14 protein-coding genes and 1 tRNA gene are annotated in these 12,980 nt (G+C 58.9%); 6 read left to right on the forward strand and 9 right to left on the reverse strand.

The window, feature by feature from the left end; all coding sequences use genetic code 11:
- Positions 1–350 precede the first annotated feature (350 nt).
- Positions 351–1,892 (forward strand): glycogen synthase GlgA, encoded by a 1,542-nt coding sequence (gene glgA, locus ACVWY8_RS13590; protein WP_414350846.1) that lies wholly within the window; start codon positions 351–353, stop codon positions 1,890–1,892.
- A 45-nt stretch (positions 1,893–1,937) separates the two neighbouring features.
- Positions 1,938–2,558 carry a hypothetical protein gene (locus tag ACVWY8_RS13595; protein WP_457395634.1) on the forward strand — a complete coding sequence of 207 codons (621 nt, stop codon included), beginning with the start codon at positions 1,938–1,940 and terminating at the stop codon, positions 2,556–2,558.
- Here the strand turns inward: ACVWY8_RS13595 and rsmD are convergent.
- From rsmD to ACVWY8_RS13615, 4 genes are all read right to left on the reverse strand, one after another.
- Positions 2,555–3,106 (reverse strand): 16S rRNA (guanine(966)-N(2))-methyltransferase RsmD, encoded by a 552-nt coding sequence (gene rsmD / locus ACVWY8_RS13600; RefSeq protein WP_457395636.1) that lies wholly within the window; start codon positions 3,104–3,106, stop codon positions 2,555–2,557. The genes ACVWY8_RS13595 and rsmD overlap by 4 nt on opposite strands.
- A gap of 9 nt (positions 3,107–3,115) precedes the next feature.
- Positions 3,116–4,030, reverse strand: a complete 915-nt coding sequence (locus ACVWY8_RS13605; protein ID WP_457395639.1) for a Sll0314/Alr1548 family TPR repeat-containing protein — start codon at positions 4,028–4,030, stop codon at positions 3,116–3,118.
- A 12-nt stretch (positions 4,031–4,042) separates the two neighbouring features.
- Complete coding sequence (locus tag ACVWY8_RS13610; RefSeq protein ID WP_457395642.1) at positions 4,043–4,804, reverse strand: HEAT repeat domain-containing protein; 762 nt, start codon at positions 4,802–4,804, stop codon at positions 4,043–4,045.
- Positions 4,805–5,387: 583 nt separating this feature from the next.
- A tRNA-Ser gene (locus ACVWY8_RS13615) sits at positions 5,388–5,472 on the reverse strand.
- Between the two features lie 256 nt (positions 5,473–5,728).
- Between ACVWY8_RS13615 and ACVWY8_RS13620 the strand changes: the two genes are divergently transcribed.
- Positions 5,729–6,220, forward strand: coding sequence for a tellurite resistance TerB family protein (locus tag ACVWY8_RS13620; RefSeq protein WP_457395645.1), 492 nt, complete (start codon positions 5,729–5,731; stop codon positions 6,218–6,220).
- Here the strand turns inward: ACVWY8_RS13620 and ACVWY8_RS13625 are convergent.
- On the reverse strand, positions 6,189–6,626 hold the full coding sequence (locus ACVWY8_RS13625) for a tetratricopeptide repeat protein (RefSeq protein WP_457395648.1): 438 nt from the start codon (positions 6,624–6,626) through the stop codon (positions 6,189–6,191). The genes ACVWY8_RS13620 and ACVWY8_RS13625 overlap by 32 nt on opposite strands.
- A gap of 260 nt (positions 6,627–6,886) precedes the next feature.
- Here ACVWY8_RS13625 and ACVWY8_RS13630 point away from each other — a divergent pair, with 260 nt between their 5' ends.
- Both ACVWY8_RS13630 and ACVWY8_RS13635 read left to right on the forward strand, forming a co-directional pair.
- The gene (locus ACVWY8_RS13630) at positions 6,887–7,519 is read left to right on the forward strand and encodes a DUF4384 domain-containing protein (RefSeq protein ID WP_457395651.1); all 633 of its coding nucleotides are present in this window, start codon (positions 6,887–6,889) and stop codon (positions 7,517–7,519) included.
- A gap of 197 nt (positions 7,520–7,716) precedes the next feature.
- Positions 7,717–8,112, forward strand: coding sequence for a DUF4346 domain-containing protein (locus ACVWY8_RS13635; RefSeq protein WP_414342353.1), 396 nt, complete (start codon positions 7,717–7,719; stop codon positions 8,110–8,112).
- A gap of 30 nt (positions 8,113–8,142) precedes the next feature.
- Here the strand turns inward: ACVWY8_RS13635 and groL are convergent, their stop codons facing one another.
- From groL to ACVWY8_RS13655, 4 genes are all read right to left on the reverse strand, one after another.
- Positions 8,143–9,762, reverse strand: coding sequence for a chaperonin GroEL (groL, locus tag ACVWY8_RS13640; RefSeq protein ID WP_414357711.1), 1,620 nt, complete (start codon positions 9,760–9,762; stop codon positions 8,143–8,145).
- A gap of 199 nt (positions 9,763–9,961) precedes the next feature.
- Entirely contained in the window at positions 9,962–10,288 is a 327-nt protein-coding gene (locus tag ACVWY8_RS13645) for a 30S ribosomal protein PSRP-3 (RefSeq protein WP_414523077.1), read from the reverse strand.
- Positions 10,289–10,376: 88 nt separating this feature from the next.
- Positions 10,377–11,492 (reverse strand): NAD(P)/FAD-dependent oxidoreductase, encoded by a 1,116-nt coding sequence (locus ACVWY8_RS13650; RefSeq protein ID WP_457395654.1) that lies wholly within the window; start codon positions 11,490–11,492, stop codon positions 10,377–10,379.
- A gap of 11 nt (positions 11,493–11,503) precedes the next feature.
- On the reverse strand, positions 11,504–11,983 hold the full coding sequence (locus ACVWY8_RS13655; RefSeq protein ID WP_414330053.1) for a GNAT family N-acetyltransferase: 480 nt from the start codon (positions 11,981–11,983) through the stop codon (positions 11,504–11,506).
- Between the two features lie 152 nt (positions 11,984–12,135).
- On the opposite strand from ACVWY8_RS13655, the gene ACVWY8_RS13660 reads away from it, so the two are divergent.
- On the forward strand, positions 12,136–12,846 hold the full coding sequence (locus ACVWY8_RS13660; RefSeq protein WP_414330056.1) for a Uma2 family endonuclease: 711 nt from the start codon (positions 12,136–12,138) through the stop codon (positions 12,844–12,846).
- Positions 12,847–12,980: the final 134 nt, after the last annotated feature.

The raw sequence follows: 12,980 nt of genomic DNA on the forward strand, positions 1-12,980 counted from the left end.
CAGCCGATAAACACGAATCTGTCGCGCTTGAGCCAGTCATCGACGATGTCGAACCATCCTCGCTCCTGACGCACGCGCCCTACCGCTATGGTCATAGGACGTCTCTCCAGAACAATGACGACGAATAAAGTGCAATACAGCAGCGCCCACAACAGTTCTGAGCAGCACTGTCCTTCCATCTTACGAAAAATCAATAAGTTGCAACATAACCTCAAGATGAGGCGCTGCATCAGCTCATCCGGCGCAGGGATCCCTTGTGTTTTAGGATGGGAAGGGTTTTGGCTGAGGGCAACTGAGCCGGGATCCGTTCGCGGCGGTGGAGCGGAGCCTACAACACCAGGGAGGGCATCGTGGTTCAAGCCAAGATTTTGTTCGCAGCGGCAGAGGCAGCACCTCTGGCCAAGGTGGGGGGCATGGCGGATGTGGTGGGATCCCTGCCTGTCGTTTTGCGCAAGCTGGGTCAGGATGTCCGCATCATCATGCCTCTGTATGGCTTTCTCTGGGACAAGTTCGGCCAGGAACCGGGGCAATACCCCCGCTCGAAAGATCCCATCTGGTCTAAACAGGTCATGGGTCAGGTGGCCGATATTTACGAAAGCGTTTTGCCCGGCACCGACGTCCCTCTCTATCTGGTCAGCCACTACTGCTTTGCTCCCCACCGCATCTACTACGGCGAGGACGAGTTCTGGCGCTTCACCTTTTTTGCCAACGCCGTAGCCGAATTTGCCTGGACTTACTACCCCTGGAAACCCAACATCATCCACTGCCACGATTGGCACACCGGCATGATCCCGGCCTGGATGCACCAAGCTCCCGATATTGGCACGGTGTTCACCATCCACAACCTGGCCTACCAAGGGCCCTGGCGCTGGCAACTGGAGCGCATGACCTGGCTGCCCTGGTATTTTTCTGCCCACAACACCATGGCTGCCGGGATCCTCTACGCCGACCAAGTGAACACCGTCTCGCCCACCTATGCGATGGAAATTCGCACCCCTCTGCATGGGGAAGGACTGCAGGACTTGTTGGCCTGGAAAGGGGAACGGTTGCGAGGAATTTTGAATGGGATCGACATCGATAGGTTTGATCCCCGCACTGACCCAGACCTAGAAGCCAATTTCAGCATCGATGATCTCAGCGGGCGGGCGACCAACAAAGCCACGCTACAGGCCAAGTTGGGCTTGACCGTTAACCCAGATACCTTTCTGATGGGCATGGTGGCCCGTTTGGTGGAGCAAAAAGGGATCGACTTGCTCATCCAAGCCCTGGATCGCTTCCTGGACTACAGCGACGCGCAATTTGTTTTGCTGGGAGGCAGCGGCGAAGCCTACTACGAAGGGCGGATCCGGGAGATGGCCGAGCGGCACCCGGGCAAAATGGCCTACCAAAAAGGCTACCAACCCAAGCTGGCCCAGTTGATCTACGGGGGGGCAGATGCGTTTTTGATGCCCAGCCGCTTTGAACCTTGTGGCATCAGCCAGATGATCGCCATGCGCTATGGGTGTGTGCCCATCGTCCGCCGCACGGGGGGGCTGGTGGATACCGTTAGCCACCACATCCCCAGCAAGGGGATCGGCACCGGCTACTGCTTTGACCGCTACGAAGCCCTGGACTTCTACACCTGTCTGGCGCGGGCTTGGGAAGCCTTCCAGCACAAAGAAACCTGGCAAGCGCTGCAGAAGCGGGGCATGGCCAGCGATTTCAGTTGGCACCGCTCAGCGCTGGAATACCTGCGCATGTATGAGCTGATTCTCAACCTACCGCTGCTGCCGGAAAAGCCTCCAGAGCCACCCAACTCGCCCAGCTCCTCTCCGCCCAAGCTCAAGAAGCCCATCTCCTCCCAGCCTCGCTCCAAAGGGATCCCTGAGCTGCAGCAAAGACCCGAGGAGTAGGGTAAAGTGGAACGGGTCAAGAGAGGTTTTGGGGGTTACCCGCACATGATCGGACGACGTCCCGCTGTTGCTTCCCAAGGCTGTCGCCAGGACGCCATCGCCCAGGGACTTAGCCTTCTGCGCCGTTCTTGGGCGCGGTTGGTTTTCGGCGTATTACTCGGCCTCATCTTGGGCGTGGGCTCCACCTTCTGGGCCACCGCTCAGCAGCTCCCTGCCGGACAGCAGCTTATTCCCAATCCGCAGCAGTTTCGCGCCCTAGAGCAACCCAGCAGCGCCCTCAGCGCGTTGCGAGCCGAACAACTGGCCGCCGAAGCCGATGCCGCCATCCAAGCGCAAAACTACGACCAGGCTGTCGAGCTGCTGCAACAGGTGTTCAACGCCTACAACCAGCGCTCCAACTACCACCAAGATCTCTCCCGCGCCTTCGCCGGGATCCAAAACCGCATCTCCGAAGAACAGCGGGAGCTGGCCCGTGTTGCCGCCCAAGCCCGGGATCAAGCTGCCTACGATTTGGCCGTGGTCTACCGCGCCGCAGGGCGACCGGAAGAGGCCGTGGGCTGGCTGATCCAGGTCATCAACAGCCAGAGCCCAACCCGCGAGCTGGGCACCCAAGCCTACCAGCAGCTCTTGGAAATCGGCTTTGTCAGCACCCCCTTTCCCAGTTAGAGCTGCTCTTCCAGATTGCGATAGAAAGCCAGCGCCGTTTGCCCATAGGTTCGTTGGTCAAAGCGCAGCAGGGATCCCACCTGTTCGGGTAGGTCATGGCCGCTGCGATGCTCGACGATCAAGGTTCCGCCTGGCTTGAGCAAGGGCGGGATCAGGGGCAGGAGCGGGGCGTACAGACCGGCCTCGTAGGGAGGAGCAAAGTACACGTAATCAAATGGCTCCAAGTTCAGGCCGCGGCTGAGCAGCTTGCGGGCATCTCCCTGAATGACCTGGAAAGATTGCCCCAGCTGCGCCACCTTGGCCCAGTTGGCTCGGATGATGCGGCAGGCAGGGGCGGCAATCTCGATCCCGGCCACAAAAGCGGCCCCCTGACACAGAGCTTCTGCTCCCACCGTACCGGCCCCACAGCACAGATCCAGCCAGCGACAGCCTTCTACCTGCCCTTGCAAGATGTTGAACAAGGCCTGCCTCACCCGGCCAGGTGTGGGTCGAGTGCCCAAGCCAGCGGGAGTTTGCAGCGCTCGTTTGCCGCTGATGCGCAGGCTCATGGGATCCCTTCAGGGGTTAGGTGCAGCCGGCAACTGGCCGGTCAACCCACTGCGTTGGGCAGCGCGATCCCGCTCCATCTGGATTTGCTCCACCAAAGGTTGGGGCAGTTGGGCGGAAGCTTGCAGGGCTTGATCGAAAAGGGGGACGGCCTCTCGGTCTTGCCCTTTGGAAACCAAAATTTGCGCCTTGAGGTAATAGAGCTCCGGGTTGTTGCAGGAAGCAGCAATGGCCCGATCCACCGCCTCCAATGCCTCGTCAAAGCGCTTCATATCCCGGTAGGCCAGAGCTTGGCCGCGGTAGGACAGATAGTCAGGCGCTGCCATCCGAAACTGATTCAGAGCCTTCTCCCGGTAGGTCAGCAGCAAATCCATGTAGCCGTTGAGCAGATTGAGCTCCGGATCGCTGCTGTCCACTGCCTGGGCGGCCCGGATGGAGGCAAACAATTGATTGAGGGTGGGCAGAGCCTTGGGCAAACCGATGACCACCCCATCTCGCACCACAATGTTGGCTGCCTCTAGCCCGTAGCCCACACCCTCGTAAAGGTTGCCACGCAGGGGATCAGTCTTTTTCAACTCGGCGGCCACCTGTCGGGTTTGAGTGGCCAACTGGGCAAATGCTTCCAGATCTCCTTCCTGATAGGCCAGCGCTGCCAACAGGGCATAGACCATCGGCTCTTCGGGAGAGGCTTTCTTGGCCATTGCCAGCTTTTCCCGGCTCTGGCTGTAGCGGCCTGCACAGAAGAACTCTTCAAAAGCTGCCGCCACCTCCGGCCTGATGGGGCGGGCATTGTCCCCGCTGCGGAAAGGATCCTGCGCCCAAACGGGCAGAGCGGATCCCCACACCCAACAAATCACCCCCAGCAGTTTGCCCAGCCTGCTCATTTTGCCGATACTCATCCCCAGTGCCTCAACTCCCACCCCCATCTAACCCTCTCTTCAGCGCAGCAGTTGGGCAATCGAAGCAATAGCGGCATCTTGAACCAACTCATTGGGCTCATAGGCCAGAAGATCGTGCAAGGGATCCAAGGCGCGCGGATCCCCAATTTGGCCGAGGGCACGGGCCGCCGCCTCCCGCACCACCGGCTCATCGTCCGCAAGCTTGGTCAGCAAAGCCGGCACCGCCTCCACCACCCGCATTTGCCCCAACCGGTAAATGGTTTGCAGTTGAGCCTCAAGAGGGGTTGCTGGGAGAGCAGAGCTGTACACAGAAATACCCGCAGAACCGTCGGAGGAGTAGCCGCCATAGGCCATCGAGATGGCCGAGAGAGCCTGCAACGCCTCTAGGGCACGAGATCGCTCTGCCCCGCTCATCTGGGGCAATTGAGCCACCAGATCATCAAAAGCTTGCTGCACAGGATCGACAGCCGCAACCTGTTGGGCAATGCGAGTTAATTGGCGATCCGCCTGCACCTGCTGCCAAGACTGGAACGCTGCCAGACCTGCCACTATCAAAGCCGCATCGGCCAGAATGGCCAGCAGCGCCATTCCTCCCCAAATCTTGCTGCGACGGCTGAGCCTTCGCATTTGCTTATCCACATAGACAAAGGCTTGGTGCTGCCGTTCCCAAAAGTCGGGGGCCACCTGCAGAGTTTGAGCGCTCAGATCGGGAGACAGAAGGTTTTCCTCGCGGGCTACCTCTAGGCTCTGTAGCCTTTGATTCAAGCGAGAAAATTGTTTCGTCCAGAGCCAAGTAAACATCAGGTCACGTCCTCTCTGCAAACCTGCCATCGAGAACCAAGTCTTGCTGACACAACATTGTGCAGGACATTGTGCGGGAACATTATGCGGGCTGTGCTGGCGTTCAGTGTCAGGCAAGGTTGGCCCACTTTCCCCTGGGATCCCAGAGGGGGAGCTTATGCGACAGGATAACAAAAGCGTCAGCTCCCCACCACCGGTCTTTACCCTAGAATCGCAGGATGCTTCTCAGTGTAGAGAGGCCGACGAAGGACGCAGAGAGGTTGACCGCGCTTGTGTGAGTGCTATGCACCGCTTCGCAACCGAGAGAACTCAAAGGCTACCGCGTCCAGCTTCCCGACACCCGGCTGACCGCTTGATCCATTCTGCCGCTGCCTGAGGAGATGCCATGACCACTGCCCTCACTCCCCGTAAAAGCTGTTGCTGAGTCGGTTCTGGCATCAAGCTCTCTCAATGTCTAGATAACTAGTGGATAACTAGTGCTATCTAGTGTTGTACGCCCCTATCCCTGACCGCCTCTCGTTCCCCCAGAAGCGATATGTGAATCTCTGTAGCTGCGGCCCGTTGGGCATCACCTCCAGGTAAGCGGAGAGGGTGGGATTCGAACCCACGGTGGCGTGAACCACGGCAGTTTTCAAGACTGCTTCCTTAAACCGCTCGGACACCTCTCCAAACTGCTGGGATCCCCAGACTTTATTCATTATTCATTTATGCTACGCAATGGGCTTCAGGCTGTGCAATCACCAGCCGACCACAACCTCCACAGACTTATCGGATCCCATTGGCAAAAGCCCCCCCTTCGACCGGGTAGGCAGCACCTATCTTGGCTTGAGCCAAGGCTGCCGGCCATCGAGGAGATACCAAACTTAACCAGAACTGGCCGGGATCCCCTTCTACACTGGCAGATAAGCCACCCCAGGAGGATATATGCCCACTCCACCCCCGCCCGGCATTACTCCCAAGCAGATGAATCTGCTGCGAGCCGTCACTGCGATGGCCTGGTCTGATGGTGCGCTAGAGGCTGCGGAAGTAGAACTCATCGCCCAGCAACTCTCTCAGCATTTTGCTTCGGATCCCGACCAGCGGGCCAGCTTGGCGCAAGAGATCCGCCAGTACCTAGTGCAGCAAGTCCCGTTGGAGGAGGTGCTGTCGAAAATCGGCGATGAGGCCGAGAAGCGTCTCATCCTCAAGTTGGGCTACCTGGTGATTGCCGCCAGCGCTCGCAGCCCGGAGGAGCCCGTGGTGAATCTGGAAGAGCTGGATGCTTTTCGGCAGTTGGTGGAAAAGCTGCAACTGTCACCGGCAGTGGTGCAACAGGTCTCTCAAGAGGCAGAGGCTGAGCTGGGGGATCCCAGCATTGCGCCGATTGAAGTCTTGGTGCAGGGGTTTACCCGCCACTGCCGCCGGAGACCTGAGTGAACGCCTGATGGTTGCGAATGGCCCGCTTGACCAAATTGAGGAAGGCAAAGGCCCGTTGGTCGGTGGGATCCAAGCGCATCACCGCTTGAAAGGCTGCTTCTGCCTGCTGTAGAACGGCCAGATCGATTTGTCCATCCTCATCGGCTTCCAGTTGGGCCTTTTGCAAGAGGAGGGCCCCTCGATTGTAATGGGCTGCCACATGGTTGGGATCTGCCGCCAAAACGGCTTCCAGCTCTGTCAGGGCCGGATCCAGATAGCCGCTCATGCCCAGTACCCAGGCCAGCTTGTAACGAGCTTCGGTATGGGTTGGATCGGCAGCAACCGCCTGGCGAAACGCTTGGATGGCAGCCTGGAAATCGCCCGCTTGTACCGCTGCGATGCCTTCTTGGTAGCTGTCGTGAGCCATGAGCAAGTTGGGGGTTGAATGGGAACCTGGCGTGAGGTTATTTGCAGCTTAACCCTTGCCAAACGTGTTGCCCCCAATTCCCATCCTAGATGCCGAGAACAGAGCTGTGCCCCTGCCGGTTCAGCGTCTTTTCCCCCTGGGTGATGCCATCTGCAGCAGGAGAAACTGCCGCGGCAAGAGATTGGAGATTGCGCAAAGCCTGACCCGCATAACCTGCGCCCCTTCCTAGGATGAACATAGCCATTGATTGGGTGTGAACCATGAATGCCAAACTGCTTTTTCTACCGCTGGCTTTGGGGCTGTCTGTGGCTCCGACCACCGCTGTTTTTCCGCAAACCCTGGGCATCTACCCTCCTTTACAGAGGCTGCAACTGGCCGATACCCGTCAGTTGGATGTTGGCACCCGCTCCATCATTGTCAACCCCGTTCCTTCCGACCTGCGGGTGAATCTGGAGCTGGATCGGCGCGGGTCTAACCCCATCTACCGGCCTGGCGAGCCGATTGCCATTACCCTGAGCACCAACCGCGATGCCTACGTTTACCTGTTCAGCATCCAAGCCGATGGCCGTACCCATCTGATTTTGCCCAACCGCTTTTCCGGTGGCAACGAGTTTCTGCGGGCCGGAGAAGTGCGCACCTTCCCACCGCCAGGGGCCAGCTATCGGTTGACCATCGCTCCACCCTTCGGCCAAGCCCAGGTGTTAGCGGTGGCATCCCCCCGTCCGCTGAACTTCCAGGAGATTGCCTCTTTTGAGCAGAGTGGCTCCTTTGCCGACGTGCGGGTGCGGGGATCCCAACTGGGCAATGCCATTGCCCGCGCCATCATCGTCGAGGGGATCCCTTCCGACCAGTGGGTGACGGCCACTCGGTTCTATCGGGTTGCCCCGCGCTAATCCAAGCTCTGAGACCTCAGGTGGATGGCCCGCACAGGATCCCCTTCATCGGGTATATGACCAGCCCCACCGTTCAAGCTGGGAAGGAAGTCAACCACCCCAAAGGCTGCCCAAAGATTGGGTTCATCTGCCACAATGAGAGCAGCCAAAGGTAGTCTCGGCTACGTTTCTCCTGTGCGGTTTTGGTCGGCCATTCTATGTCCCCTTCCTCCAAGCCCCTGAGCGAGCAGATTCGCAGCATTGACGACCATCTCTCCCGCCGACCCCTGGATCTGGATCCGGCGGGCTATTTCGTCATCTACTTGGATCGGGAGCAGAACCTCATTTGCGCCAAGTACTACAGCACCGTCATCAATGAGCGGGGGCTGGCCACCGATCCGGAAACAGGAGCTGTGATCCCGGCCAAGGGCCCCGTCAACCGATCCCCTGAACGGGTGTATGTTGGGCGCACGGCCAAAGAACTGTGTGTACAGATCTTTGAAAAGGAGCAGGAGAGAGTGGTCTCCCAGCTCAGCCATGCGGCCTACTTGGGCAGGGAGTTTCAAAAAGCCGAAGCTGCCCTGATCTCTGGCGAGGAGTACATCCAAGACTGATCCCTTCCCAGAAAGCTCACTTTCGCAAGACTACATCATCCCCTTAGGTGCAGAGCCAGCCGCCGGCTTGGGCTCAGGCTTTTCCACCACAATCGCTTCGGTTGTGAGGTACATTCCGGCTATGGAAGCCGCGTTTTGCAGCGCTGAGCGCACCACTTTGGCCGGATCGACGATCCCCTGGGCAAACATATCCACATAGGTTCCGCTCAGGGCATCGAAGCCAAAGGGCATCTCCTTCTCCAAAACCTTTTCCACCACCACTGACCCTTCCAAACCGGCATTGTGGGCAATCTGAAAGAGAGGGGCCTGCAAGGCTCGGTAAACAATTTCTGCCCCCACCTGTTCTTCGGCATTCAACTTGGCCTTGAAAGCCGGGATCCCTTTGGAGAGGTGCAATAGCGTCGCCCCGCCGCCAGGGACGATCCCTTCTTCCACCGCAGCTCGGGTGGCATTCAGGGCATCCTCAATGCGCAGCTTGCGATCTTTGAGTTCTGTTTCAGTGGCAGCCCCCACTTTGATCACCGCCACTCCCCCGGCTAACTTGGCGATGCGTTCTTGCAGTTTCTCGCGGTCGTACTCGGAATCGGTGGTTTCCAGTTGCTTGCGAATTTGAGCCACCCGCTTTTCCACCGCCGCTTTGGTGCTGCCATCGGTCACAATGGTGGTCTTGTCTTTGGTGACAGTGATCTTGCGGGCCACCCCCATCATGTCCAGGGTGACCTTATCCAGCTTGATGCCAACATCCTCAGAGATGAGCTGCCCGCCGGTGAGAATGGCGATATCTTCCAGCATGGCTTTGCGCCGATCCCCAAAAGCCGGAGCCTTGACCGCCACCGCATTGAGTACCCCCCGCAGGCGGTTCACCACCAATGTGGCCAGAGCCTCTCCCTCCACATCCTCCGCAATGACCAGAAGAGGCCGACCCTCGCGGGCCACCCGCTCTAGGATGGGCACCAGATCTTGCAGGCTGGAGATCTTGTTGCTGGTAATCAGCAGATAAGCATTCTCATACTCGGCCACCATCCGCTCCGAGTCTGTGACGAAATAGGGGGAAATGTAGCCGCGGTCAAACTGCATCCCCTCCACTACGTCCAACTCGGTTTCCAGCGACTTGGATTCTTCGACCGTGATCACCCCATCTCGCCCTACAGCATCCATGGCCTTGGCGATCATCTCTCCCACTTCGCTGTCATTGCCAGCAGAGATAGTGGCTACTTCGGCGATGGTTTTACGGCCTTCCACAGGCTTGGCATGAGCTGCAATTTGCTCCACCAAGTAGGCAGTGGTCTTTTCAATGCCGCGCCGCAGAGCCACAGGGTTGGCGCCCGCCGAGATGTTTTTGAGCCCTTCCCGCACCATGCTTTGGGCCAGGATGGTGGCTGTGGTGGTACCATCTCCGGCCACATCGTTGGTCTTAGAGGCCACTTCCCGCATCAACTGGGCGCCTGTGTTCTCCAAAGGATCGGCCAACTCAATTTCCTTGGCAATCGTGACCCCGTCGTTGACGATTTGGGGGGCACCAAACTTCTTCTCCAAGACCACGTTGCGTCCTTTGGGGCCAATCGTAACCTTGATTGCATCCGCCAGTTGGTTGATGCCCTGCTCCAATGCCTTGCGGGCCTCTTCTCTAAACAGAATCCGCTTTGCCATAGAATCCGCGATCCTCGTAAGTCTGACTGGGCTCCTACTTTGGGTACTGCCAGGCGGAGTGGGGTTCCCAGGAATCCTCCGGCTCGGCTAGCAGGGAGTTAGCACTCTAAACTCCCGAGTGCCAATCTAGCTCAAAGACGGGAGCCTGAGCAAGATGGGCAGATCCGGAGTCACGTTTTGGCTGACAGGGGGGAGAGGGCTAGGAGTTGCCGCCGATCAGGATGTCGGGAAACTGGGCCTGGGCTTCGCTGATGGGGCGGTTGCGCCCGCCGTTTTGCCAGTAGTTGATGAGTTCGGTGGCTCGGTTAAGCAGCTCGATGCGATCCACTTCGCTGATCCAAGTTTTGCTTTCCAGCTCAGCCTTAAGCTGCTCCCAAGCGTCATCCCGCGGCCAGAAAAAGTAGTGGGTGAGGGGGCTGCGGTTTTTGGCCACCACCTGATCGACGGCAATAGCCAAATCGTTTTCCAACCAGAGGGCTTTTAGGGCGAACTTCGGCAAGGCTCTCTTCTCCTTTGCACTGCTCAACGGACGATCCGATCCTAACCAGGCAGCCTTTCATTCTGACATATGTCCTGTCCATCGGCGGGCCGAGAGCCGGAAGATGGATACGGGCTCAGCCCTGTCTGGGGGCAAAGGGCCCTAGATCACAGAGGGCTGTTTCCCCTTTCAGTACCAAGTCCCGCAGGATGGCGGCGCTGATCGGGGCCAGCAACACTCCATTGCGATAATGGCCGGTGGCAATGAGCAGATTGGCGTAGCCAGGAGCCCAACCCAGGATGGGGGCGCGCTGTCCCACTGGTCGAGGCCGATGGCCGGCCCAATGATCCAACAAAGTTGCTTCGGCCAAAGCCGGGCAGAGTCGGATGGCGCGGGCCAGCAGATCTTGTAGCGCCAGCAGCGTCGGCTCGGGATGAGGGGCCTGAAATTCCACTGTTGCCCCCACCCACAGGGATCCATCCCCCAGGGGAACCAGATGCAGATCCGCGTCGGTGACCACGGGCCCCAGGGGGATCCCGGGGGCTTTGACCCGCAGGGCCTGACCTTTGACCGCTTGCAGCGGCACCTGCAGCCCCAGCTCTTTGGCCAGAGGAGAGCTGCCCAGACCTGCCGCCAGGATGACGTGCCCTGCCGAGAGGGTGAGAGCGGGCGTGTAAACCGTTTGCAGGCGAAAGGGGGGATCCGAGCTGCGCTGAATCTTCTGGACAGGCTGGTGGAAGAAAAAGCGGGATCCCTTGCGTTGGGCTGCTTCCCAGAGGGCCTGGGTTAGGAGCTTGGGTTGGACTTGTCGATCCTGGGGAGAGTAGATGGCCCCTGCCAGGTCGCTGCGCAGGCCGGGTTGCAGGGATCCCACTTCGGCAGGGCTGAGCAGATCTAGGCGGTAACCTGCTTGTCGGCGGGCCGCCAGGGTCTCTTGCCAAGCTTCCACTTCCTCCTCCCTGAGGAGTTTGAGAATGCCGCGCCGATTGACGGGCAAACTCCGGCCCAGGTCTTCCTCCAACCGCGCAATTAGGGGATCGAACAGCTCCAGGCTTTTTAGACGCAACTGCACCACCTCCCCGCTAGGCTGGCGGCTGCAGATCCCCATCAACACCCCCAGCGACGCGCCCGCGGCGCCTGAGGCCGGCTCCCCGGCATCCACTCCAATGACCGACAGCCCAGCTGTGGCCAATTCGTAGGCAATGGCACAGCCCACCACTCCACAGCCAATCACCAACGCATCACAGTTCAACAGCCCGACCCTCAACGGAGACGCTTTTCGTAGTGATACTCCACAGAGTTGCTGCGATCGTGCAATTCACGAATTTCCGGCAGACGCACATAGCCGAGCCGCTCATAAACCCGATGAGCCGTCGTGAAGCGAGTATCTGTCCACAGATGCAGAGAGTCCGCCTGCTGCTGCCGAGCCGCAAATTCGGCCTGTTCAATCAAACGCCGACCCAAACCCCGACCGCGCACTGCGGGCAGAGTGTAGAGTTTTTTCAGCTCCATGCGCCCAGGGATCCCATCGGGCACAAGGCCGACACAGCCGACCACTTGATCCTGATGCTGCGCCACCCAAAGGGATCCCCCCATCTCCGCGAAAGCTGTGGCAGGCTGAAGCAACTCCGGCACCTCTTCGATGTCCAATACACAGCCTGGATACTCCGCAAAGACCACTTGCAAAATGTGGAGCAGAGCTGCACTGTCCGAGTTTTCCGCAGGACGGATGTCGATCTGCATCGAGCAGCGAAGAAAAAGAAATCATCGTTAAGTAAAGCTTTCTCGATTGTACCTGGGCTTGCTCGAGGACTCTGTTTTCTCTGTTTCTCAGGGAGCAGAGGATCCCTGAGGTGAGCAGCTAAGATCGCTAGCATCCCCAACCCCATCTGCCCATGGATACTGAACTGCTGGTTCCCGACGTCGCCGACCTTGTGACGGAGGACGATACCCCGGTGGATAATTTCGCCTCCGAAAAGCAGCAGCGCCTCTTGACAGGGGCTCTCTACAGCGCTTTGCGCGGCAAAACCTTTTTAGCAGCGGCAAATGTAGGCATCTACACCGCCATCGGTCGGCCCCCGATTGTGCCGGATGTTTTTCTCAGCCTGGACGTCACGGTGCCGGAGCAATGGTGGGAGAAGCAAAACCGTTGCTACCTGCTCTGGCAATTTGACAAGCCGCCGGATGTGGTGATCGAGATCGTCTCCAACCGCGAAGGCGACGAGCTGGAAGGCAAGCTGAGCCGTTATGAGCAGATGCGAGTTAGCTACTACGCGGTCTTCGATCCCAATCATGAGCTGGGGCCAGAGGAGTTGCGCATTTTCGAACTGCGGGGCCGCCACTACGCGGAAATGACCGAGACCTGGCTAGAACAGGTGGGGCTGGGCCTGACGGTGTGGGAAGGCGTTTTTGAGGGGAAACAAGCTCGCTGGCTGCGCTGGTGTGATGCCCAAGGGCAGTTGCTGCTGACCGGCGATGAACGGGCTGAGTTGGAGCGGGAGCGGGCCGAGCAAGAACGCCAAAGGGCGGAGCGAGAACATCAACGGGCGGAGCGTCTGGCGGCAAGATTGCGGGCTTTGGGTGAGGATCCCGATTTGGAGAGCTGAAGCCCAGGGATCCCCTTCAGCACCCACCCTCCACTACACTCAGCTAGAAATCGCAGGAGCCCCGCACTGTACCCGTAGGGTCAGTGTCGGGAGGAATGCGGAAGTTATGATAGAACCATGACCCAAGTCCTGAC

Source organism: Thermostichus sp. OS-CIW-32 (assembly GCF_054060415.1).

Bases quoted from the DNA above. Each gene is read 5' to 3' on its own strand.
- ACVWY8_RS13595 (WP_457395634.1), top strand. From the start codon at position 1,938: ATGATCGGACGACGTCCCGCTGTTGCTTCCCAAGGCTGTCGCCAGGAC.
- rsmD (WP_457395636.1), bottom strand. From the start codon at position 3,106: ATGAGCCTGCGCATCAGCGGCAAACGAGCGCTGCAAACTCCCGCTGGC.
- ACVWY8_RS13605 (WP_457395639.1), bottom strand. From the start codon at position 4,030: ATGGGGGTGGGAGTTGAGGCACTGGGGATGAGTATCGGCAAAATGAGC.
- ACVWY8_RS13610 (WP_457395642.1), bottom strand. From the start codon at position 4,804: ATGTTTACTTGGCTCTGGACGAAACAATTTTCTCGCTTGAATCAAAGG.
- ACVWY8_RS13620 (WP_457395645.1), top strand. From the start codon at position 5,729: ATGCCCACTCCACCCCCGCCCGGCATTACTCCCAAGCAGATGAATCTG.
- ACVWY8_RS13625 (WP_457395648.1), bottom strand. From the start codon at position 6,626: ATGGCTCACGACAGCTACCAAGAAGGCATCGCAGCGGTACAAGCGGGC.
- ACVWY8_RS13630 (WP_457395651.1), top strand. From the start codon at position 6,887: ATGAATGCCAAACTGCTTTTTCTACCGCTGGCTTTGGGGCTGTCTGTG.
- ACVWY8_RS13635 (WP_414342353.1), top strand. From the start codon at position 7,717: ATGTCCCCTTCCTCCAAGCCCCTGAGCGAGCAGATTCGCAGCATTGAC.
- groL (WP_414357711.1), bottom strand. From the start codon at position 9,762: ATGGCAAAGCGGATTCTGTTTAGAGAAGAGGCCCGCAAGGCATTGGAG.
- ACVWY8_RS13655 (WP_414330053.1), bottom strand. From the start codon at position 11,983: ATGCAGATCGACATCCGTCCTGCGGAAAACTCGGACAGTGCAGCTCTG.
- ACVWY8_RS13660 (WP_414330056.1), top strand. From the start codon at position 12,136: ATGGATACTGAACTGCTGGTTCCCGACGTCGCCGACCTTGTGACGGAG.